22 protein-coding genes, 1 pseudogene, 1 riboswitch and 2 other annotated features are annotated in these 23,813 nt (G+C 31.4%); of the genes and pseudogenes, 10 read left to right on the forward strand and 13 right to left on the reverse strand.

Annotated features, from left to right (window positions below; translation table 11 throughout):
- Nucleotides 1–20: 20 nt before the first annotated feature.
- Both gltX and proS read left to right on the forward strand, forming a co-directional pair.
- On the forward strand, nt 21–1,481 hold the full coding sequence (gene gltX / locus M2651_RS11595; protein WP_252132514.1) for a glutamate--tRNA ligase: 1,461 nt from the start codon (nt 21–23) through the stop codon (nt 1,479–1,481).
- A 194-nt stretch (nt 1,482–1,675) separates the two neighbouring features.
- Nucleotides 1,676–1,884, forward strand: a binding site (T-box leader).
- A 45-nt stretch (nt 1,885–1,929) separates the two neighbouring features.
- Nucleotides 1,930–3,372 carry a proline--tRNA ligase gene (gene proS / locus M2651_RS11600; protein WP_252132515.1) on the forward strand — a complete coding sequence of 481 codons (1,443 nt, stop codon included), beginning with the start codon at nt 1,930–1,932 and terminating at the stop codon, nt 3,370–3,372.
- 29 nt (nt 3,373–3,401) lie between these two features.
- Here the strand turns inward: proS and M2651_RS11605 are convergent, their stop codons facing one another.
- The 8 genes from M2651_RS11605 to M2651_RS11640 form a co-directional block, all read right to left on the reverse strand.
- Entirely contained in the window at nt 3,402–4,091 is a 690-nt protein-coding gene (locus M2651_RS11605; protein WP_434062148.1) for a ribonuclease H-like domain-containing protein, read from the reverse strand.
- Between the two features lie 16 nt (nt 4,092–4,107).
- On the reverse strand, nt 4,108–4,839 hold the full coding sequence (locus M2651_RS11610; RefSeq protein ID WP_252132516.1) for an HAD-IB family hydrolase: 732 nt from the start codon (nt 4,837–4,839) through the stop codon (nt 4,108–4,110).
- Between the two features lie 134 nt (nt 4,840–4,973).
- A complete protein-coding gene (locus M2651_RS11615) occupies nt 4,974–5,801 on the reverse strand; it encodes a MetQ/NlpA family ABC transporter substrate-binding protein (protein WP_252132517.1) in 828 nt (275 codons plus the stop codon).
- Between the two features lie 27 nt (nt 5,802–5,828).
- Nucleotides 5,829–6,485 carry a methionine ABC transporter permease gene (locus M2651_RS11620; protein ID WP_252132518.1) on the reverse strand — a complete coding sequence of 219 codons (657 nt, stop codon included), beginning with the start codon at nt 6,483–6,485 and terminating at the stop codon, nt 5,829–5,831.
- On the reverse strand, nt 6,475–7,443 hold the full coding sequence (locus tag M2651_RS11625) for a methionine ABC transporter ATP-binding protein (protein WP_252132519.1): 969 nt from the start codon (nt 7,441–7,443) through the stop codon (nt 6,475–6,477). Before M2651_RS11625 ends, M2651_RS11620 begins: the two co-directional genes overlap by 11 nt.
- 103 nt (nt 7,444–7,546) lie before the next feature.
- Nucleotides 7,547–7,664: riboswitch (SAM riboswitch) on the reverse strand.
- 70 nt (nt 7,665–7,734) lie between these two features.
- Nucleotides 7,735–8,493, reverse strand: a complete 759-nt coding sequence (gene pflA / locus M2651_RS11630; protein WP_252132520.1) for a pyruvate formate-lyase-activating protein — start codon at nt 8,491–8,493, stop codon at nt 7,735–7,737.
- An 89-nt stretch (nt 8,494–8,582) separates the two neighbouring features.
- The gene (gene pflB, locus M2651_RS11635; protein ID WP_252132521.1) at nt 8,583–10,805 is read right to left on the reverse strand and encodes a formate C-acetyltransferase; all 2,223 of its coding nucleotides are present in this window, start codon (nt 10,803–10,805) and stop codon (nt 8,583–8,585) included.
- 258 nt (nt 10,806–11,063) lie between these two features.
- Nucleotides 11,064–11,438, reverse strand: coding sequence for a PilZ domain-containing protein (locus M2651_RS11640; RefSeq protein WP_252132522.1), 375 nt, complete (start codon nt 11,436–11,438; stop codon nt 11,064–11,066).
- A 268-nt stretch (nt 11,439–11,706) separates the two neighbouring features.
- Between M2651_RS11640 and M2651_RS11645 the strand changes: the two genes are divergently transcribed.
- The 3 genes from M2651_RS11645 to M2651_RS11655 are packed head-to-tail and all read left to right on the forward strand — an operon-like array spanning nt 11,707 to nt 13,887.
- Nucleotides 11,707–11,934 (forward strand): FeoA family protein, encoded by a 228-nt coding sequence (locus M2651_RS11645; protein ID WP_252132523.1) that lies wholly within the window; start codon nt 11,707–11,709, stop codon nt 11,932–11,934.
- 12 nt (nt 11,935–11,946) lie between these two features.
- Nucleotides 11,947–13,719, forward strand: coding sequence for a ferrous iron transport protein B (feoB, locus tag M2651_RS11650; RefSeq protein WP_252132524.1), 1,773 nt, complete (start codon nt 11,947–11,949; stop codon nt 13,717–13,719).
- 18 nt (nt 13,720–13,737) lie between these two features.
- Nucleotides 13,738–13,887: a FeoB-associated Cys-rich membrane protein gene (locus M2651_RS11655; RefSeq protein ID WP_252132525.1), complete on the forward strand. Its 150-nt coding sequence runs from the start codon at nt 13,738–13,740 to the stop codon at nt 13,885–13,887.
- A gap of 20 nt (nt 13,888–13,907) precedes the next feature.
- Here M2651_RS11655 and M2651_RS11660 read toward each other — a convergent pair whose 3' ends face one another.
- Both M2651_RS11660 and argS read right to left on the reverse strand, forming a co-directional pair.
- Nucleotides 13,908–14,705, reverse strand: coding sequence for a ribonuclease H-like domain-containing protein (locus M2651_RS11660; protein WP_252132526.1), 798 nt, complete (start codon nt 14,703–14,705; stop codon nt 13,908–13,910).
- 110 nt (nt 14,706–14,815) lie between these two features.
- Entirely contained in the window at nt 14,816–16,507 is a 1,692-nt protein-coding gene (gene argS / locus M2651_RS11665) for an arginine--tRNA ligase (protein WP_252132527.1), read from the reverse strand.
- 49 nt (nt 16,508–16,556) lie between these two features.
- Nucleotides 16,557–16,780, reverse strand: a binding site (T-box leader).
- 281 nt (nt 16,781–17,061) lie between these two features.
- Here argS and M2651_RS11670 point away from each other — a divergent pair.
- From M2651_RS11670 to M2651_RS11685, 4 genes and pseudogenes are all read left to right on the forward strand, one after another.
- Entirely contained in the window at nt 17,062–17,724 is a 663-nt protein-coding gene (locus tag M2651_RS11670) for a response regulator transcription factor (RefSeq protein WP_252132528.1), read from the forward strand.
- A 62-nt stretch (nt 17,725–17,786) separates the two neighbouring features.
- The gene (locus tag M2651_RS11675; protein ID WP_252132529.1) at nt 17,787–19,106 is read left to right on the forward strand and encodes a sensor histidine kinase; all 1,320 of its coding nucleotides are present in this window, start codon (nt 17,787–17,789) and stop codon (nt 19,104–19,106) included.
- 177 nt (nt 19,107–19,283) lie between these two features.
- Nucleotides 19,284–19,547, forward strand: a pseudogene (locus M2651_RS11680) (4Fe-4S binding protein); the annotation flags it as partial.
- A gap of 1 nt (nt 19,548) precedes the next feature.
- Nucleotides 19,549–20,139: a 4Fe-4S binding protein gene (locus M2651_RS11685; protein ID WP_252132531.1), complete on the forward strand. Its 591-nt coding sequence runs from the start codon at nt 19,549–19,551 to the stop codon at nt 20,137–20,139.
- 43 nt (nt 20,140–20,182) lie between these two features.
- On the opposite strand, the gene M2651_RS11690 is transcribed toward M2651_RS11685, so the two are convergent.
- Complete coding sequence (locus M2651_RS11690; RefSeq protein ID WP_252132532.1) at nt 20,183–20,680, reverse strand: hypothetical protein; 498 nt, start codon at nt 20,678–20,680, stop codon at nt 20,183–20,185.
- 345 nt (nt 20,681–21,025) lie between these two features.
- Nucleotides 21,026–21,961, reverse strand: a complete 936-nt coding sequence (gene trxB, locus M2651_RS11695; protein WP_252132533.1) for a thioredoxin-disulfide reductase — start codon at nt 21,959–21,961, stop codon at nt 21,026–21,028.
- A 225-nt stretch (nt 21,962–22,186) separates the two neighbouring features.
- Here trxB and M2651_RS11700 point away from each other — a divergent pair, with 225 nt between their 5' ends.
- Nucleotides 22,187–23,230, forward strand: a complete 1,044-nt coding sequence (locus tag M2651_RS11700) for an ATP-grasp domain-containing protein (protein ID WP_252132534.1) — start codon at nt 22,187–22,189, stop codon at nt 23,228–23,230.
- Between the two features lie 29 nt (nt 23,231–23,259).
- Here the strand turns inward: M2651_RS11700 and M2651_RS11705 are convergent, their stop codons facing one another.
- Entirely contained in the window at nt 23,260–23,790 is a 531-nt protein-coding gene (locus M2651_RS11705; protein WP_252132535.1) for a ferritin-like domain-containing protein, read from the reverse strand.
- Nucleotides 23,791–23,813: the final 23 nt, after the last annotated feature.

The raw sequence follows: 23,813 nt of genomic DNA on the forward strand, positions 1-23,813 counted from the left end.
TTAACAGAGGAGTGAACAGAATGTGTAATCATAAAATAAGAACTAGATATGCCCCAAGCCCAACTGGCTATATGCACGTTGGAAACCTTAGGACAGCACTATACGCTTATCTAATAGCAAAACATGAAAATGGTACATTTATACTTAGAATTGAAGATACAGATCAGGAGAGGTATGTGGAAGGAGCTGTTGATGTTATATACAACACTATGAAAATTACAGGTCTTATCCACGACGAAGGCCCAGACAAAGGAGGTCCTGTTGGTCCTTATGTTCAAAGCGAAAGAAAACCAATCTACATGGAATATGCTAAAAAGCTTGTAGACAAAGGTGAAGCTTACTACTGTTTCTGCTCTAAGGAAAGACTTGATATGCTTAAAGCCAATGCTGAAGCCTTAAAGAGACCATTTAAATATGATAAGCACTGTATGCACTTAAGCAAAGAAGAAGTTGAAGAAAAATTAGCAGCTGGAGTGCCATATGTTATAAGACAGAATAATCCTACAGAAGGAACAACAACCTTTGACGATGTTATATATGGAACTATTTCAGTAGATAATTCCGAACTTGAAGATATGATTCTTATAAAATCAGACGGATATCCTACATATAACTTTGCTAATGTTGTAGATGACCACTTAATGGGAATAACCCATGTAGTTAGAGGAAGCGAATACTTATCTTCTTCACCTAAATATAACCGTTTATATGAGGCTTTTGGCTGGGATATCCCTGTGTATGTTCATTGTCCTCCAATAATGAAGGATGCTCAGCATAAGCTAAGCAAAAGAAACGGTGACGCTTCCTTCGAAGATTTAATTGCAAAGGGATATTTAAAGGATGCAGTAATGAATTATATTGCACTTCTTGGCTGGAATCCTGGAAATACTCAAGAAATATTTTCACTTGAAGAACTTGTTAACATATTTGACTATAGGCAAATAAACAAAGCTCCTGCTATTTTTGATCCGATTAAACTTAAATGGATGAATGGAGAATATATTAGAAAGCTTACACTAGAAGAATTTCACGAAATGGCTCTCCCTTATTATAAAGAAGCCATTAAAAATTCTAATATAGACTTAATGAAAGTTAGTAAACTGCTTCACACTAGAACTGAAGTGCTTGGAGAAATTCCAGAACAGATTGATTTCTTTGATGTTCTGCCCGAGTATTCAAATGATTTGTATATTCATAAAAAAATGAAAACTAATCTAGAAAACTCACTAGAAAGTCTTGAAAAAGTACTTCCGTTATTTGAAACAATTGAAAATTGGGATTTTAACACTTTACACGATTCTATTCTTAAATTAGTTGAAGAAATGGGAATTAAAAACGGAGTAATGCTATGGCCAATAAGAACTGCCTTGTCTGGTAAAGCCTTTACCCCAGGAGGTGCTTTTGAACTTGCTGAAATACTCGGAAAAGAAGAATCTATAAGAAGAATTAAGATTGGAATAGATAAACTTAAAAATGCTTAAAATAAAACGTGCCAGTACTTAATAAAGACTGGTACGTTTTATACTAAATAACATAAATTTATAGTCGCTATCTTTATGTTATCACATTTTTGACGTAATATAAATGTTCTACTTAGTTTATAACGTAACGAAATTTTTTTATTGACATAAAAGCACTTTTATTTTATTATTGTTTTGAAATATTTTAAAATATAATATATACTGTGAAGAGGAATAGTAAAAATAAATTCTTTTTTCAGAGAGGAAATTATTTGGTGTGAGATTTCCAAAGCTTTATTTTGAACCCGCCTTGGAGTTCTGTACTGAATACAAAGTACAGCGGTTTTCTTCCGTTATAGAACTTAAGCTGGATGCTTTATGCATCAATTAGGGTGGTACCGCCGATATTGCCTCGGTCCCTTTTGGGATTTGAGGCTTTTTTATATTTTTTATTTAGGAGATGAAAACAATGAGTAAAGAAAAAGAAAAAAAATTTGTTGAAGCAATTACTCCAATGGATGAAGATTTTGCTCAATGGTATACAGATGTTGTTAAAAAAGCTGAGCTTGTAGATTATTCAAGCGTTAGAGGATGCATGGTTATTCGTCCTTACGGATATGCTATATGGGAAAACATACAAAAAAATTTAGATGCTATGTTTAAAGAAACTGGTCATGAGAATGTGTATATGCCAATGTTTATTCCAGAATCACTGCTTCAAAAGGAAGCTGACCACGTAGAAGGTTTTGCGCCTGAGGTTGCATGGGTTACTCATGGAGGAAATCAAGAGTTAACTGAAAGATTATGTGTACGTCCTACTTCTGAAACCTTATTTTGCGACCACTATTCAAAGATAATTCAATCCTATAAAGATTTGCCAAAGTTATATAATCAATGGTGTTCAGTTGTTAGATGGGAAAAGACTACAAGACCTTTCCTTCGCACATTAGAATTTTTATGGCAGGAAGGTCATACAGCACATGCTACAGCTGAAGAAGCTCAAGAAGAAACTATCAAAATGCTGAATGTTTATGCTAAACTTTGCGAAGAATATTTAGCAATTCCAGTTATTAAAGGGCAAAAAACTGATAAAGAAAAATTCGCTGGAGCTGAAGCTACTTATACTATTGAAAGCTTAATGCATGATGGAAAGGCTTTACAATGCGGAACTTCTCACAACTTTGGAGATGGTTTTGCAAAAGCCTTTAACATTCAATATACAGATAAAACAGGAAAGCTTCAATATGTGCATCAAACCTCCTGGGGCATGACTACAAGACTTATTGGTGCTATGATAATGGTTCACGGTGATGACAGCGGTCTTGTTATTCCTCCAAGAATTGCTCCAACTCAGCTTATAATAATTCCAATAGCTATGCACAAAGCTGGAGTTCTAGATAAGGCTGCTGAATTAAAAAATAGACTTTCAAAAGCAGTTAGAGTTAAAATGGATGATAGTGATAAAATGCCTGGCTGGAAATTTAACGAGTACGAAATGAAGGGTGTCCCTCTTCGTCTTGAAATTGGACCTAAGGATATAGAAAATAATCAAGCAGTTCTAGTAAGAAGAGATACTAGAGAAAAAATAATTGTTTCCCTTGATAATTTAGAAACTAAGATATCAGAACTATTAGAAGATATTCAAAAGTCACTTCTAGAAAAAGCAAGAGCTGCACAGCTTCAAAAAACAAGTACTGCAGTTAACTTAAATGAATTTAAGAATCTTCTTGATAATAAGCCTGGTTTCGTTAAAGCAATGTGGTGCGGTGACAGAGCCTGTGAAGACAGAATTAAAGAAGAAGCCGCAGCTACTTCAAGATGTATGCCTTTTGAACAAGAACATATATCTGATACCTGCGTATGCTGCGGAAAACCGGCTAAAAAACTTGTTTACTGGGGAAGAGCTTATTAAAACTAATATAAAAAAGCCTTGAAATTCACTTATTCCAAGGCTTTTTCTCTATTTTCATCACTATTTTTTTCTTCAATTTTAATAACATTATTCCAATTTATATACATATGAAATAAGCTAACAACATCCTGCTCATTATATAATAATATTTTTTCTTTTTTCTCCTCTGGCATTCTGTTCATATAGTCATCGTCTTTTATTATTTTATTAAAGGTTTTTGCTAAATTAGCTCCGCTTATAAGCTCGCTGTCTCTAATTATTCCGAATTCTTTTTCTAAAGCTTTTAAACCTATTGATGTTTTCTTAATTTTTTCATACTCTTTCTGTAAATCTATTCCTATAAAAAAATCCTGCACTTTAAAATGCAGCTTATATCTTTGAAAAAGATAATTTATAATTGTGTAATCATTGTTGCCTGAAAAAGTAACTATATATTTCTTATTTTCTTTTATCATTTTCTCAAAATAACTCTTTGACAAAATTAAAATATCATAAGCATCTTGATTGTTTTCAATCATATATTGAGTTATCTTCAAGCATTTTTCGCTATCTTCAAAATAGCAGCAGCCAAATACACCTACACATATTGGCTTTTTATAAACATAATGTTCCAAATCAAAGAATATTGCCTGTTTAAACAAGTCCTTCTGTCCATTAAAGACTAATGCACCACTGTTATCTAAATCTCCAACATATATATCATTTTCTCTGGTAATCACTAAAAATCACTCTTTTCTAGTCAATCTGAATTAAATCTGATGAGAATTTATAAATAACATCTTTTCTCTCTACAACAATCATAGCTTTCCTCCTAGTTTCCTCATTTCCTTGTACCTTTTTTATAAGTTCTTTTGTAGGATTTACACAAACAGGATTGCCTACAAGCTGAAACATAGAGAAATCCCCTGCAGTATCTCCATAAGCATAGCTTTTATCTAAATCAATGTTATATTTTTCTTTAAAGTAATGTATTGCTTCCTTCTTGCTCCTGCTATCCCACATAGGTATAACTTCACCAGTATAGATATTCTTCTCATCCATACCATAAACCGCTCCACTATAATCATCAAAGCCATGCTTAAGTGCCATTTCCTTAACAAGCTCTACTGGACTTCCCGATATCGTAATTAGAATATGGCCTTGACTTTTATGCCATTTTATCTTATCTCTAGTAAAGGTATATACTCTATCTCCTTTTTGATTTACTACATTTCTAGCAATAAACTCTACCTGAGATTTATGAAGCCCTTTTATTGCTTCCACATAGATATCAGCCATTTTTAAAAGATAGTTATCATAATTTCCCTGTCTTTTATCATATCTTTGATATTCTGGTCTTACTTCATTATACCATCTTTCTGGCTCTATAATCTCATATTTAACTAATTTTTTAAATATTTCTGCTATAAGCCCTTCCCTATATAAAGTACCGTCTATATCAAAAAATGCCCCAATTTTATTACTCATTACAGCCTCCATATTATCCTTTATTATTATAATATTACAACTATTACTATAATGCTATTATTTTTATATAATAAGTATAACCAATTTAGATGTATTAAATAAAAAAAGTAGACATAATAGTCTACTTTTAAATATTAAAATGCAGGAACTATGCTTCCGTTGTATTTTTCTTCAATAAACTTCTTAACTTCTGGAGAAGTTAATGCTTCTGATAAAGCTTTTATATATGGTTTATCCTTATCCTCTTTTCTAACTGCTAATATATTTGCAAATGGTGAATCTTTTGATTCTATTGCCAATGCGTCCTTTGAAGGATTAAGTTTTGCTTCTAGTGCATAATTTGTATTTATAACTGCAGCCTCTACATCTTCAAGGGTTCTTGGAAGCTGTGCTGCTTCTAATTCTTTAAATTTAAGATTTTTAGTATTTTCTGTAATATCTAGTGGTGTTACTAAATCTCCATCTTTAACCTTAATTAAACCTGCTTTTTCAAGAACTCTTAAAGCTCTTGCTTCATTAGTTGGATCATTTGGAACAGCAATAGTTGCCCCATCCTTTAAGTCATTTAAACTTGTGATTTTCTTTGAGTATACGCCCATTGGCTCTAAATGAACCTTAACAGTATAATCTAACTTAAGCCCCTTTTCCTTATTCATGTTCTCAAGATAAGGTACATGCTGAAAAAAGTTTGCATCTAGTTCCCCATCATTAACACTTATATTAGGTTGAACGTAATCCGTAAATTCTTTTATCTCTAATTGGTACCCCTTTTTTTCTAGTAATGGCTTAACAACCTCTAATATTTCCTTATGTGGAACTGGAGTTGCACCAACCTTTATAACTTTCTTATCATTATTAGTTGTAGCATTAGCATTTACTGCTGATGCATCTTTTTTAGCACCACATCCTGCTAATCCTATTGTTAAAATTGCTGTTAAAACTAAGCTTAATGATTTTTTCATTGTAAATTACCCCCTGTTTAATAATATTTATTTTGATAATTTTTTATATGCATAATTGCCTAAACTTTGTAAAACTTGAACAATAATGATTAATATTATAATTGTATAAATCATAATATCAGTTTTAAATCTCTGATAACCATATCGAACTGCTATATCTCCAAGACCGCCTGCTCCGATTGTTCCAGCCATAGCTGAATATCCTATAACACTTATAACTGTAAGAGTTATTCCTAATACTATAGATGGCAGAGCTTCCTTCAGCATTACCTTGAATATTATCTGGGAAGTACTTGCTCCAAAGGATTTAGCTGCCTCAATTATACCTGGGTCAACCTCCTTTAAGGCTGATTCAATTACTCTAGCCGCAAACGGTGCTGCTCCAATAGTTAATGGTACTATAGCAGCATTTCTGCCTATAGAAGTTCCCACTAACAGCCTTGTAAAAGGAATAATAGCTATCATAAGTATAATAAATGGAAAAGACCTTAAAAGATTTATAACAAAATCTAAACTTCTGTTAACAGTTTTATTAGGTTTCAATCCTTTTTCATCTGTTATAACTAATACTATAGCTGGTATAAAACCAATAATAACAGCAAATAAAGTAGATAATATAACCATATATAAAGTATCTATTAATCCTGGAAGCAATATCTCAACAAATAAATTACTAATCGACATTTCTTATAACCTCCCAGCTAACGGATTGTTTATCTAAAAATTCAAATATCCTTTCCTCATCTTGTTCACATACGTTGATAACAAGACTTCCTAAAACATCCTCTCTAAACTTTTCTAACCTTCCCCAGACTATAGAAAAGTCTATATTTAACTCTCTTGCCATAGAAGTTATTATACTCCTCTGACTTGTTTCTTTAGGGAAAAATATCTTTATATTAACCCCTTCTTTAGGTAAAACATCTTCTTCTCCCATTAAATCCTTTAGTTCGTCTGTAGGTTTTAGGAACAATTCTTCCACTCCACCTAAAGCCTTAACTACGCCTCCCTCCATAAGAGCGACTCTATTACATGCCTCCTTTATAACTTCCATCTGATGCGTAACAATAACAATAGTAATATTAAGCTTTTGGTTTATTTCCTTTAAAAGCTGAAGTATTGATTTAGTTGTTTTAGGATCCAAGGCTGAAGTTGCTTCATCGCAAAGAAGTATCTTAGGCTGAAGTGCCAAAGCTCTTGCTATTGCAACTCTTTGTTTCTGTCCACCGCTTAACTCTCTTGGATAATTATTAACTTTCTCTGACAATCCAACTAAATTTAAAAGATTATACACTCTTTCCTTTATTTCATCTTTTGAAAATCCCCAAAGCTCTAAGGGTAGTGCAACATTCTCATACACGCTTAGTCTATTTAAAAGATTAAAGCTTTGAAAAATCATACCTAATTCTTTTCTAAATTCTCTAAGTTCATTAGAGGTTAAGTCTTTAACCTCCTTATTCATAACAACAATGCTTCCTTTATCATAACTCTCAAGTCCATTTAAGCATCTTAAAAGAGTTGATTTTCCAGCACCGCTATGTCCAACTATCCCAAATATTTCTCCCTGTGCAATATTAAAGCTTACAGAATTTAAAACTTTTGTACCTGAAAAACTCTTGGAAACATTTCTTATGCTTATCAAATTAAGTCCTCCATCCATTATATTTAATAATATTTATAAACATACAGCAATATAAAAATTAAAAACCCGAGGAAACCTCGGGTTTGCATAAACATCCCTTATTTCCTCATCTCTCAGTATTCACTATAGAATACTGCAGGAATTGGCACCATTGTATTATTAAAAATAACACCGGTTGCCGGGCTTCATAGGGCCAGTCCCTCCACCTCTCTAGATAAGCTTCATTGATAATATTCATTTTTAACACATTGTCTTTATTATAATAACATTTGGTGTATATGTCAATAGTATTTATGCATATTTTACTCTATCATTTGATTTTGATTCATCATTTGTTTTTAAGCTGTCATTTAAGACTTTCTCTAATTCTTTTGTTCTATTTTTATCCATTGGCGCTACATCTTTTAATTTATAAGGGATGTTCATTTTCTCATATTTTTGTACTCCTAAAGTATGATAAGGAAGCAGCTCGACTTTTTCCACATTTTTTATAGATTTAATTATTTCCTTAAGTTTTTCCATATGCTCATCTGAATCTGTTATTCCAGGAACTACTACATGCCTAATCCATACCTTCACATTAGTTTTGCCAAGAGCATGTAGAAATTGATTTAATCCATGTTTGCTTCTCCCAGTAAGGTTTTTGTATCCAAAATCATCAACATGTTTTATATCTAATAGAACCAAATCTGTATACTTTAATATTTCATCATAATCTCCAAAACCGTATCCAGCTGTATCTATTGTTGTGTGTATTCCTTTTTCCTTACAAAGTTTTAGCATTTCCAGTAGAAATTCAGGTTGAAGCAGGGGATCTCCTCCTGAAAAAGTAACCCCGCCACCAGAACGTTCAAAGTATGGCTTAAATCTCATAATCTTTCTTAAAAGCTCTTCGGAAGTAATCTCGTATCCTCCGTCTATTGCCCAAGTATCTGGATTATGACAATAAGAACATCTCAGCTTGCATCCTTGAAGAAAAACTACAGTTCTCACTCCAGGACCATCCACTAATCCCATGCTTTCAATTGAGTGTACTCTTCCTTTTAACATAAAATCCCCTCCTTCATAATTGCTATTTTATTATATTATAACAGATTTATTATATTATAACAGAATAACCGCAAGAAAAACTCCTTTAATTACATTTTTTCGTGGAAAGTTCTGTTTATAACATCCTTTTGTTGAGCCTTTGTCAATCTGTTAAAGTTAACAGCATAACCTGAAACTCTTATTGTTAATGTAGGGTACTTTTCTGGATGTTCCATTGCATCTATTAGAGTTTCTCTATTTAATACATTTACGTTTAAGTGATGAGCATTTTGTGCAAAATATCCATCCATAACAGCAACTAAGTTATTTATTCTAGTGCTGTGATCTTTTCCTAGCGCATCTGGAAGTATTGAGAAAGTATTTGATACTCCGTCTTCACAGCAGGAATATGGTACCTTAGCAACTGAGTTAAGTGATGCTAATGCTCCCTCTATATCTCTTCCATGCATTGGATTTGCACCAGGTGCAAATGGCTCACCAGCTTTTCTTCCGTCAGGAGTTGCCCCTGTTTTCTTACCGTAAACAACATTTGATGTTATTGTAAGAACTGATAATGTGTGCTTAGCTCCTCTATAAGTTTCATGTTTCTTAAGTTCTCCTGAAAACTTTTCAACAATTTCTAGAGCTATGCTGTCAACTCTATCATCATCATTTCCGTATTTAGGAAATTCTCCTTCAACTTCAAAGTCTACAGTTATTCCGTTTTCTCTTATCGGCTTAACCTTAGCATACTTAATAGCACTTAAAGAGTCAGTTGCAACTGATAATCCTGCTACACCGAAGGCCATAAGTCTTCCTACCTTAGTATCGTGCAATGCCATTTGTGCTGCTTCATAAGCATATTTATCGTGCATGTAATGAATTATATTCATTGTATTTACATAAAGCTCGCTGATGTAATCAAGAACCTTGTAGTAGCTAGCTTTTACTTTCTCATAATCAAGAACTTCATCTGTTATTGGCTCAATTCCTGGTACAACCTTTATTCCAGTCTTTTCATCTATTCCTCCATTTAATGCAAGAAGTAAGGACTTACCTAAATTGCATCTTGCTCCAAAGAACTGCATTTGCTTTCCAACCTGCATTGCAGATACACAGCACGCTATAGCATAGTCATCTCCGTAAATTGGTCTCATAACATCATCATTTTCATATTGAATTGAGTCTGTTAATATAGACATTTCCGCACAATACTTCTTGAAGTTTTCTGGCAGATCTTGTGCCCAAAGAACTGTCATATTTGGCTCTGGAGCTGTTCCTAAATTTATTAATGTGTGTAAATATCTAAAGGAAGTCTTAGTTACTAATGGTCTTCCATCTAATCCTACACCGCCTAAAGATTCAGTTACCCAAGTTGGATCTCCAGCAAATAACTCATTGTAATCTGGAGTTCTTAGATGTCTAACAAGTCTTAGCTTAATTATAAATTGATCAATTATTTCTTGAGCTTGTTCTTCAGTAATTAAACCTGCTTGTAAATCTCTTTCAATATATATATCAACAAATGTACTTGTTCTTCCAAGAGACATTGCTGCACCGTTATTTTCCTTTATAGCAGCAAGATATCCAAAATATAAGAATTGAACTGCTTCTCTAGCATTTGCTGCTGGCTGTGATATATCAAAACCATAAGAAGCTGCCATGTTTTTTATCTTAGCAAGAGCTCTTATTTGCTCATTTAATTCTTCTCTTAATCTAATAGTTTCTTCCACCATAGCACCTTTTAGGTTCTTAAGGTCTTTTTTCTTTTCTTCAACTAATCTGTCTATTCCATAAAGAGCAACTCTTCTGTAATCACCTATAATTCTTCCTCTACCATAAGCATCTGGAAGACCAGTTATTACTCCTGTTTTTCTTGCAGCCCTTATTTCCTCAGTATAAGCGTCGAAAACACCTTGATTATGAGTCTTTCTGTAGTGAGTAAAGATTTCGTCCATCTTCTCATTTACTTTATAACCGTAAGCTTCAAGTGCCTGCTCAGCCATTCTTATTCCGCCCCAAGGATTTGTGATTCTCTTTAGTGGAGCATCTGTCTGTAAACCAAAAATTACTTCATTTTCTCTATCTATATATCCAGGTCCAAAAACATCAACACCTGAAATAGTTTCAGTGTCAACGTCTAGTACACCTTTTTTAATTTCTTCTAAAATTAACTGACTGCATTTTTCCCATACCTTCTTAGTCTTTTCAGTTGGTCCTACTAAGAAACTTTTGTCACCTTCATATAATTTATAGTTTTTTTGAATGAAGTCTCTAACATCTATGTTATTCATCCAATCGCCTTGATTAAAGCCTTCCCATTGTTTAAACATGCTCTTCACTCCTTGTTTCGTCTTTTTACATTTTCTATTATACAATGTTTTTTTATCTGTATCAATAGTATTTTTTGCTGTTTTTATGCCATTTTTACTACTTATACTGCAACAGTTTTGTTTTCTGTAGCATTACTTTGTTTTGCTGTTATATTCAACAATAATTATTTATTAATTATTGTTTTAATATTTTTATTTTTTTATTCTGCAAAAACAAAAACCCAGATACTCTGGGTTTTTAGATATGATAATTATTAGCTATTGTTTATTTACAAAATTCTTTATTATATTTTTCTGTTCCCAAGTTAGAGTAAAAAACTCACATCCACTATAATACAATTCATCTTCCTTTTTTACCCACTTAACTTCAGCTAAACACCAAAAAGAAGGATTATCTTCTAAAGTAAGGGTGAAATTTACAAAATCCCCTTCAGTTAAAGGTACTCTGCTCTTGAAGCATATTCCTGTTTCCGAAATATTGATTACCTCCATTAAAGGTTTATCTGTAGTATAATCTTTATAAACGCTTTTGTTGTTGACACGAGGATAATGAATATCCAGATTGTAATTAACTCTCTTTTTAAATCTTTTATCCTCATTTAATAAGTGTTCTATCCTTCCCCCTGAACCCATTTTACCCTCCTATTTATTACTATTATTCAAATTTTAGACTGTCTTAATTTATGCCTGTTCCTTCTCTTAAAAAGTTTAAATTTATTTTTTACACTTGAAACTCCTTATTATATTATATGTTAGGTATAACAGTTCTTTGTTACAATAATACCTTATTTTTAATATATATTCAATTATTTCTGTTAACTTTTGAACTTCTACCATTGACATTCTTACTAACAAGTGGTATTATTTAATTGAGAATGATTTTCAGTACGAGGTGGTAATAATGAGCATTTACGATTTAAAACCTGGACAATGTGCTTATGTTAGTGATATTATCGGAGATCAGAAACTAGCTAAAAGATTGTTAGCACTTGGAGCAATTGAAGGAACAGAAATAAAGGTTAAAAACACAGCTCCACTTGGAGATCCAATTATTATTAACTTTAGAGGTTTTGATTTAGCAATTAGAAAAAAAGACGCCAAAAATATTGTAGTAAATAACATAAGATAAAGGAGGGTAAATATGGTTACAGTTGCTCTGCTTGGAAACCCAAATGTAGGTAAAACAACCCTTTTCAATCTACTTACAGGTTCCAATCAACATGTAGGAAACTGGCCTGGAGTTACTGTTGAAAAAAAAGAAGGCTATATAGGAGACAATATCAAGATAGTAGACTTGCCTGGAATATATGCAATGGATACTTATTCAAATGAGGAAAAAGTAGCAAAAGACTTTTTGATAAATGGTAACGTAGATTTAATTATAAATATAGTTGATGCTTCAAATTTAAATAGAAACTTATACTTGACTACACAGTTAAAAAAATTTAACAAACCTATCATTCTACTCTTAAATATGATAGACACGGCGGAAAGCAAAGGGATAAAAATAAATTATGTTAAATTATCCAAAATCATTGGTGTTACTGTTCTGCCAATTATAGCATCAAAAGGCAAAGGTATTGAGGAGCTAAAGAAAATGCTTATAAGCTCTGATTTTTTAAGTTTTAAAACTGATAATAATTATCAATTTCACAGCGAAAAAGAAACATATGAATATATAGAAAATATACTTAAGGATTGCATTACAATAACCAATAAAGATAAGATTACTGCAACAGAAAAAATAGATAAAATATTAATAAATAAATTTCTTGCTTACCCAATATTCATAGCTGTTTTAGCTTTTATATTTTTAGTTACATTCAGCTGGATAGGTCAACCCTTAGCAGATTTATTGGATAGCGCTGTAGCAGATATACTTGTTCCTAAGGTTGAGGTTTTGCTTTCTAATAGCAGTGACTGGTTTAAATCACTTATATTAGATGGAATAATAGGAGGAGTAGGTTCTGTTATAGTTTTCCTACCAGTAATACTTGTACTGTTTTTATGCATATCTTTTTTGGAAGACAGCGGATATATGGCTAGAGTAGCATTTATTATGGATAAACTAATAAGAAAGATGGGACTTTCGGGTAAGGCATTTATTCCACTGGTTATAGGAATTGGCTGTTCTGTTCCCGGAGTTATGTCTGCCAGAACACTTGAAAGCGAGAAAGATAGAAAACTAGCGGCTTTACTTGTACCTCTTATGTCTTGTAATGCCAGGCTTCCTGTTTATTTAGTTTTTGCTGGTGCATTTTTTAAAGGTTATGAAGCACTAGTTGTTGCATCACTATACTTATTAGGAATTATCGTGGCATTTATTGTAGGAATAATATTTAAAAATACGTTGTTCAAAAAAGATGACGAGCCTTTTATAATAGAACTTCCTGAATATAAGCTTCCGGAAGTAAAATCATTAGCTATGCATACCTGGGAAAAAGGAAAGGGCTTTTTAAAAAAAGCTGGAACATTAATTTTCTCAATATCTGTATTAGTTTGGGTACTCTCAAACTTTAATCTAAGTGGATATACTGATATAAATACAAGCTTCTTAGCTTCTATAGGTAAGTTTATTAGTCCTATATTTTATCCACTTGGTTTTGCTTCCTGGCAAAACTCTGTATCCTTACTTGCAGGTATTATGGCAAAAGAAGTTGTTGTAGGTACCATGGGTGTTATATACGGTGGAGAACTATCCAGCATTCTGCCAAATAACTTTACCCCACTTGCAGCATATAGCTTTTTAGTCTTTGTTCTTTTATACACTCCATGTGTGTCATTAATCGCAACAATGAAAAAAGAATATGGAAACAAAATGGCTATATTTTCAGTAACTTATCAGCTAATTTTAGCCTGGATTGTATCCTTCATAGTATTTAATCTAGGAACCCTCATCTTCAAAATAATTTAATTTTAAGCGGGTGATAATATGTATGAACTAATTATAACTGCTCTAGTTTTAGGAGCAGCAGGATTTATATTATATAAAAATTTAAAAAAGAGCACTAATGGTGAATGTAACTGTGGAAGTTGTTCCTCTAGCTGCCCGAAGTATACCATAGAGAACAAAAAGAAGTAGGTACATTTACCTGCTTCTTTTTAATAGCTGCTAAATATTATGTTGTTTAACTCCTCACTGTTTCTATTCCCTTTAAGTATTAAATCAATAATTTTAGCTGCGGATTTTTTTGATATTTTCTCAACATCATAAGATAATATAATATTATGTTTATTAATCAAACTTTTTAGAAACTTAAGCTGTTTTTCTGTTATACAATCCTCTCTTACAAGCTCACTATTATTTTCAACATCAAAAATAAGCTTAAAAATCTTAGGAAGATTTAAGACATCTTCATAATTATGAAGCATTATAATATCTTTAAGTTCCTCATCTTTTGTTTCTAAATACTTATAGTACAGTTCTACACTCATAGCGCCGTCTATCTGATCTTCCCTATGCACTCCTAAAAACTTTTCAACAGATTTTAAATTACATCTATCCATTCCTAACTGTTTGTAGTAAGGTCTTATAAGCCTGTATAAATCTATGTGTTCAACAGGAGAAGTAAAAAAAGTATTATATTTTTCCATTCTCTTAATAATAAAAGGCTCATCAAAAGCCATACCATTATAAGAACACCATTTATTAAACTTAGCTAAATCCGAAGCAAAAACATTTAGCACCTCTGCTTCATCATGAAGCTCCTCTGCATAATACTGCTTAATATTATAAAATCCTTCTTCATCAAAATACCCTAAGGATATAAGAATAATATAATCCTTGTCCTTATCAAATCCAGTAGTTTCTATATCGAAGTAAGCTATATCATGCATATTATATTTTTTAACTATATGTGATTCAATTTTAATTTCATCTTTATATTCTTTAATAAGCATCTTTTCCTCCAAGGTATAAAGTTTCCTTTGTAAAAATTATATAACAAAAACTTAGTTTTTTAAATAAAAAACTTCATAGAGTTTATTAAGTAAACTCTATGAAGTCAATATTACATTTTTTCTACTACGTCTATCCCTATAATATATAAACCATTTTTAATTACTTGACAAGCAGCTTCAACTAGTTTCAGCCTTGTATTTTTAACCTCTTCATCCTCTGAATTTAATATACTATGTGCATTATAAAATTTATTAAAGGCCTTTGAGATTTCTATAATATGTCTTGTAACAATTGAAGGCTCAAGTTTATCTATTGCAAAAAGCACCACATCCTGAAATCTTGAAATAAGCTTAACAAGTTCAAATTCCTCTGCAGAGGTTATCTTACTATAATTAATACTTCCTGTAACCTCTCCTGCCTTTCTTAATATGCTCCTTCCTCTTGCATAAGTATATTGAACATATGGTCCTGTTTCCCCTTCGAAGTTAAGCATTTCTTTCCAATCAAAAATAATATCCTTTTCTCTGTTATTTTTAAGGTAGGTAAATACTATAGAACCTATTCCGATTTTTTTAGCAACTTCTTCTTTATTCTCTAAATTAGGATTTTTTTCATTAATAACCTCTAAAGCTTTTACTACTGCCTCATTTAAAAGCTCCTCCAAATAAATAGCATTACCACTTCTTGTAGAGAATTTCCCTTCTGCAAATTTAACCAATCCAAAACCAACATGCTTACAATCATCTGCCCAATCATATCCCATAAGCTTTATAGTAGTAAATACCTGCTTAAAGTGCAAAGCCTGTGAACTTCCAACAACATAAATATTCTTGTAAAAGTCATAGGTTTTCTTTCTATAAAAAGCAGCAGCCAAATCTCTCGTTGCATATATAGTAGCTCCGTCAGACTTCTTAATTATACATGGAGGCATGTTATACTCATCAAGCATTACAACCTTAGCACCATTACTTTCAGTTAGAAGTCCTTTTAGCTCTATTTCCTCAACTACTGCATCCATTTTATCGCTGTAAAAGCTCTCTCCAGCATAGGAATCAAAATTAACATTTAACATATCGTAAACTCTCTTAAATTCCTTCAAGCTTAGCTCCTTAAATTCATTCCAAAGCTTTACTTCCTCTTCACATCCATCTTCAAGATTTTTAAAATGCTTTCTTGCAACATCCTCTAAGGAAGGATCCTTTTCAGCTTCATCATAAAACTTAACATATAACCTTTCAAGCTCACGAATAGCATTTTTCTGCAGAGCTTCTTTATCTACCCATCTATGATAAGCTGCAATCAGTCTTCCATACTGCGTACCCCAGTCACCTAGATGATTTACTCCAATAGCCTTATAACCTTCAAAGTTCATCATTCTATAAAGTGAGTTTCCTATAACAGTTGTAGTAAGATGTCCAACATGAAAGTTTTTAGCAATATTTGGTGAAGAGTACTCAACTATAACATTTTTTCCTTCTCCTATTTTTGAAGAACCATATTTATCTCCTTCAGCCTGAACCTTTTCTAAAATTTCCTTAATAAAAGAAGCTTTATCCATAAAAAAGTTTAAATATGGCCCAAGATTTTCAACCTTTTCAAAGCCCTCCTTATTTATCTTATCTTTAAGGTCTGATGCAATCATATTTGGTGCTTTTCTAAGTACCTTGGAAAGCTGGAAACAAGGGAATGCAAAATCCCCCATCTCTGGTCTTGGCGGAATTTCAATAAGTCTTTCTATAAGATTAAACTCTAAATCTACATGTTCTTTAATTCTTTGTGCAATCAATGCTTTATAATCCATAAAATCATCTCCTTTTAAAGTATACAAATAAAAAAGCCGTCCCTAAAAATATAGAGACGGGCATAACAACCGTGGTACCACTCTAGTTGATATAAATAAAAAATATTTATATCCACTCTAAACTTTAACGCAGTCAACGGCTTACCATACACACAATCAGCTTCCGGCAGCTTCTCAAAGGCTCTCTTCCTCTTTTATATTCTGCAAGGCTTCCACCCTCCCCTGCTCGCTTTAAGAACTCTAAAAAAGTACTCTTCTTATCAATGAATTTTAATATAAATATTTACACTGTATTATATTATTTTATACAGTTTTTGTCAATATATACATCCATATTTATTATACTACAGAATACTATATCAATAATTAAATACATCTTTAAAAAACCTGTTTTTTAAAGGGTAGCTAATATTAATTGATGTTATTGTACTCTATGACAACTTTTTACCTGAAAATTTTCACAAATTCATCACATTTAAAACATTTTTTAGTCAAATATATAAAATATGATTATAATATTAAGTAGATTATAAAATAATAAGGCAGGTTCTATTATGAATAAAAAAATACTTTTAGTTGAAGATGAAACTAAGCTATCCGAAGTAATGACTTTATATTTAAAAAAAGAAAATTATGATGTAGTCTCTGTTTCTGATGGCAGAACTGCTGAAGACATAATAAACAATAATACATTCGATTTAATAATTCTTGATATTATGCTTCCTGGTAAAGACGGTTGGGCACTACTTAGAAAAATTAAATCGTTAGGTAATACTCCAGTTATACTAACAACTGCAAGAGGAGAAGAAGATGATAGAATATTTGGGTTAGAATTAGGTGCTGATGACTACATGGTTAAACCAATCAGCATGAGAGAACTAGTTCTCCGTGTTAATCTAAGAATTAATGCAAAAGCTAATCCTGGAAAATCCCTGAATTTTAACAACTTAACTATACATGAAGAAAGCAGAGAAGTACTTGAAAATAATAAACCTATTTCTCTAACCCCTAAAGAATTTGATCTTTTGCTATTTTTAAGTAAAAACACAGGACAGGTTTTTAATAGAGAACAACTTTTAAATACGGTCTGGGGTTATGATTTTATAGGTGATTCAAGAACTGTTGATACTCATATAAAAAAGCTAAGAGAAAAAATAAAGTTTTGCGAAACTCATCTTTTAACTGTATGGGGAGTGGGATATAAGTTAGTACCTTAACATTAAACTAACTATTATTAAACAGTATAAGCTTATATGCAATTTTCTTGAAGGGAGCATTTATGGAAAAAATAACAATAAAACTTATAAAATATTTTATGCTTATAAATATCTTTATTCTTGCCATAAGCCTTATATCAAGCAGTATTTTTCTGTATAAATTTTATCTAGAACAGCAGTATAACAGTTTACAATCTTCTGCTGAAAATGTATACAATTCTTTAATTACTGATAAACAAATTACTGATACAGATATAAGCGGAATACTTATAAATGGTAATACTATTACGCCTTTAACTCATGGCAAAATGGGTATGATGCCATTTTTACGTTCTGCAAGTGAAAATAACTTTAAAACTAAAGGTGTTTTCCAAAATGGTATGGGGGCTGAGTTTTTATATTATAAACTGCAAACTGATTTAGGAGACATTGTAGTTTTTCAAAACAACAAATATTCCTCAGATTATCTAAGAGTAATTTATATTATTTTGTTTTTTATATTTATATCAGCAGTTTTACTTTCAATTCCATTAATATCTTATGTGGGCAAAAAATTTACAAGACCTATACTAAAATTACAAAAAGTAGCCTCATCAATATCTAAAGGAGACTTTGATGTAGACTGCATTGTAAATACTAATGATGAAATAGAAACATTATCTGAAAATCTTAGTCAAATGGCTGTAAGTTTAAAAAAGAAATATCAGCTTCAAAGAGATTTTATTGCAAATGTATCACATGATTTTAAAACTCCTTTAAGTGTAATTAGAAGCTATAGTGAAGCAGTATCAGATGGAATAATTGATGAAAAAAACACTAAAAAATATGCTTATGAGATTATTAAAGAAGTGGATAGATTAAATTCTCTGGTTATGGATTTACTTCAGCTGTCAAAGCTTCAAGATGGTGCTTACTCACTATCTAAAGAATTTATTAATTTATCTGATCTTGTAAGTGAATGCGTTAACCAATTTACCCCAATAATTAGCAAAAAAAATATATCAACTGATATTTCTGTTAAACATGTAGAAATCTATGCAGATAGAAAATACCTTCAAAGGGTACTATACAATTTTATTGATAATGCCCTCAAATTTAGTTTAGAAAATAGCAAAATAGAAATCTATACCACCGTCATAAATGATTCTTTAAAACTATCTGTAAAAGATTATGGAATAGGTATAGAACAACACTTATTAGAAGATATATGGGACAAATATTATAAAAATTCACAAAGCGGTGGTATGGGCTTAGGTCTTCCAATCTGCAGAGAAATTTTAAAAATTCATGATTTTGAATATGGAGCTAAAAGCTCTGCTAATGAGGGAACTGAATTCTACTTTATTATACCCAAATATAATATACGTACTTTAAATATATAATATTTTTATAACTTCAGTACAAAATATAATAAAATGCAGTTAAAGTATAATTAATAGTAAAAACCATTAAAATCACTTAAAAAAACTAGTTTTCAAAAGAAATTTCAAGCTAATTTTAAATAATCTTGATATACCCCTGCAAGGTATGTATACAAAAAACATTTTTCTGTATATAATACCTATGTAGGGTATATTTTGTATTTGGAGGTAGCTATGAGTATAGAAACTAAAAAGAAAATTTTAAAAAGAAAAGCCCAAGTAGACAAAAATAATTGTGTGGCTTGTGGAACTTGTGCAAATGTATGTCCACTAGGAGCAATCAAAATTGTTGCTGGTGTTTTTGCAGAAGTTGACGAACAAAAATGCGTGGGGTGCTCAAAATGTGTTAAAGAATGTCCTGCTTCTGTAATAGAAATTATTACAAAGGAAGAGGTGAAGTAATATGGTTAATAAGAAAATGAAATCCTGGTATGAATATTTATATTTTGTATCATTAATTTATTTATTTCTAGGTATTTTTAACATACTTTTTGCCTGGATAGGTATAATATGCTTCATTGTTCCATTAATTATTACTTTCTTTGGTGGCGGAAAAATTTACTGCAATAAATACTGTGGTAGAGGTCAGCTTTTTTATCTTCTAGGTACTAAATATAAACTATCAAGAAACAAACCTATGCCTAACTTTTTAAAATCCAAATGGTTTAGATATGGATTTTTAGCATTTTTTATGTTTATGTTTGGAAACATGATTTTTAGCACATACCTGGTTTTTGCAGGAACTAAAAATTTAAAAGAAGTTGTAACTATTCTTTGGACATGGAAAATGCCGTGGCAATGGGTAAATACTAGCTTTGTTTCACCCTGGATAGCTCAATTTGCTTTTGGTTTTTATAGCATAATGTTGACTTCCACAATATTAGGTGTATCAACAATGCTTTTATACAAACCTCGTTCCTGGTGTGTATATTGTCCTATGGGAACTATGACTCAAGGTATTTCAAAATTAAAATATAAGAACAAAATAAAGTAATTTAGTAGTAGCTGAATAATTATTTTATTCAGCTACTACTAAATTATTCAACAGTTCCACTATTTTGAACTGCCAAACATCCTCGTCCTTGACCTTTCCCCGTTTGCCCACGTCCTTGAAGTCTACCTTGACCAAAATTTCCAGTACAGTTTTGCATATTTGTTTTTAAATTCTCTTTTAACTTTTCTCCCTCTTCCTTTGTAATTGTACCTTTTACTACAACTTCATCTATTGCTTTTGTTCTCTCTTCAAGTAAAGCTGTCTTTAACTGTTCCTGAGTCATTCCTTTTTCAATTGCTAAATTATAAAGTGTTTTTCCTGAATTAGTAGAGTTTGTTATTTCCGCATCTGATAAACCTAACTTGCTTTTAAGGATATTTGTTATATACTCATATCCTCTCATAGATGTAATTCTACCTAATCCTAATCTTTGTCCAGTTGTACCTGCAGATGTAGTATCTGCAGATGCAGCATATGCAGTTGCTCCCATTCCTATTGCCATAGTAAGTACTAACGCAGAAATAACGCTTTTCTTTTTCATTTCAATTCCTCCTAATTATTTATTTTAGATACCATCTCCTTGGTACATTTTTATAATAACTAATCATTTTGTTTAAATAGTGGTGTAATTGTGATGAAATTGCAAAATCTTAAAAGTTCCTTAGTAAAATTAACTTTCATCATAGCTTAATTATTCAATTACTGAGCTTTTTAATATGCTTTTTATTATATTCTAAGCGTTCTGTTACTATATAAATTTCATTTTAAGTAAATTATATTCTCAATTTTTATACTGCCTTAAAAACTTATAAAACTTTAAAAGGATGTCCCTGTTATTTTACAAAAGACATCCTTTTATTTGTTAAAATATTAATATATTTTAACTTTATCTATTCTTTTCAATGATATACTTTTCAGCTGATAGTGCTGCTATTGTTCCATCTGCAACTGCTGTTGTTATCTGTCTGAACTGTTTTTCTCTTACATCTCCTGCGGCATATACTCCTTTTATATTAGTCTGCATACTTTCATCTGTTAAAATGTACCCTTGAGATGTAAGCTTTAAATAATTCTTAAACAGCTCTGTTTTAGGTTCTGTTCCAATATATCCAAAAACAGCATTAAGCTCTATAGTCTTCTCTTCACCAGTTTTTACATTCTTTATAATTGCTTTGTTTACAAAGTCATCACCTTCAACATTAATTAAGTCCCAATTATACATAACCTCAATTTTAGGATTTTTTAATACTTCATCTATTGTTGCTTTTTCACCTTTAAAGTAATCATATCTTCTAATCATTATAACCTTTAAAGCAAATTTCGTAAGAAACAGAGCCTCTTCAAGAGCAGAATTTCCTCCACCTACAACCCCAATTGTACTTCCTTCATAAATTGCACCATCACATACAGCACAGTAATGAACTCCTCTGCTTGAGTACTTTTCCTCATTAGGAATTGGAAGCTTCTTTGGTGTTGCACCTGTAGCTATAATTACTGCCTTAGGTTTGTAAATATATTTTTTTGTTTCTATAATCTTTTCTTCATCAGTCAATTTAACATTAACTATTTTACTGAAGCTTTCTACTTTAGCTCCTAGTTCTTTTGCCTGTTCAGTCATTATATCAGCTAAACCGCTGCCTGTTATTTTTTTAAACCCGGGATAATTCTCTATAGTATCACTGTTTCTAACCTGCCCGCCTAAAAGCTGATTTTCAAGCAGAATCATATTCATTTTTGCTCTAGACGCATATATTGCAGCTGTAAGTCCAGCTGGGCCCCCACCTATTATAAGCAAGTCTAAATCTTTTATTTCCTTATCCATTTTATCCTCTCCTATGTATTTAAATATGTATAAAAAAATTTTATCAATATATATTCTACCAAAACTACACATTTTTACTTTTATTTTATACTGTTAATTATATCATTAATATCTAATAGTATACAATATTAATTATTATTTGTTTAAGCAATTATAAATCTTGATTTATTTCCAATTTATGATATGTTATTACTATATTTAAATAATGCTAGGAGGTTTTCACAATTGGACTTGAAAGTATTGTGGACTATATCAAAAAGCATGGGTACCGTGTCTGATATAGAGATGCTGAAACAGGCAAAGGCCTTTAACATAAATGTAATAACTACTGACGTAGATGATGCAGATGCTTGCGGATTTCTCATTACAGGTAAGAAATACATATTACCCAAAGTTAAAGATTCAAAATACATTGACAGCATGATAGATGTTTGCAGATGCGAAAACGTTACTACCATAATACCTCAGTATAGCGATGAACTAATTTTAATATCAGAAAATATTCATCGTTTTAACAACCTAGGTATAAAAGTTTTAGTAACAGAAGATATTGAAAAGCTTAAAATAGCAAACAATAAAGTTAATCTTTATAACTTTTTTAAAAATGAAGATTTTATACCTAAATATATACCTATATCTTCAATTGATTCTATAAAAGATGCAGCTTTTCAGCTTGGTTATCCTAATGTGCCTGTTTGTATAAAACCAGTAAATGGAGAAGGAGGAAAGGGCTTTAGAATAATAACTGCAGAAAAAGTTAATATCTTTAGCGACTCTTCCGCCGCTTTGAAAATAGATCTTCCTTCTTACTTAAATCAGATTAAAAAAATAGATAAAATACCCCAGCTTATAGTTTCAGAATATCTTCCAGGAAAGGAATACAGCGTAGATTGCGTGTGCAAAAACGGCATAACCTATATATGTATTACACGCCAGAGAGTAGAGACTACCCTGGGAGTTGCTACTGTATCAATTATTGAGAAAAATGATAAAATAATTCAATATTCAAAGAAAATAATATCTGCTCTCAATCTTTCCTATAACATAAATCTACAATTTAAATATTCAAAAGAAGGGCATCCTAAACTAATAGAAGTAAATCCCAGAGTATCTGGTTCTCTAGTTGCAAACTATGGTGCTTTAGTAAATATGCTGGAATCTTCTTTAAAGCTTGCTTACAATATGCCTCTTGAGGAGCCTACCATAAAATGGGGAACTAAAATGATACGATATTGGAGCCAAATCTTTCAAAATAATGAAGGCATTTAGCTTATTTACAGCTAGATGCCTTTACTGTATCAAATTATATTATTGTATTTTTTAAACATATCCATAAAAAGTTTTAAGTGCAGTTCCTCATCAAGAATTATTCTTTCAAGCAGCTGCTTTATATATTTATCTCCTATTATTGATATATGATATTTGTATGTTTCTATTGCCTTACTCTCTGCCTGAATATCTTCTCTAAGCATCTCTTTTATATGTGTTGTAAAGTTCACATAAATAGGCGACCAAAGTTCTCCAGGCGGACATGCAGAATTAATATAAATAGGTTTGACTCCCAGCAGCTTGATAGTTTCGCCTAAAAGTTCAAGATGTTTCATTTCAGCCATTGATACTCCACCTATAAGCTCAGCATAATCATCATAATTCCCTTCACTTACAATGTGCTGATATACATAAAGGTTTATTGCAGTAAACTCACTTACCGCTCCTGCATAATCTTCTAGAAGAAGGTTTGCATACTGTACATTCTGAATTTCTATCTTAGGTTCTGGATATGGTAATTTAATAATGTAATTAGTATGCTTTGAAATATCTCCTGGCATTTTTGCCTCCTGAAAATTATAAA

It is taken from the genome of Clostridium caldaquaticum (assembly GCF_023806125.1).
GTDB lineage: Bacteria > Bacillota > Clostridia > Clostridiales > Clostridiaceae > Clostridium_AT > Clostridium_AT caldaquaticum.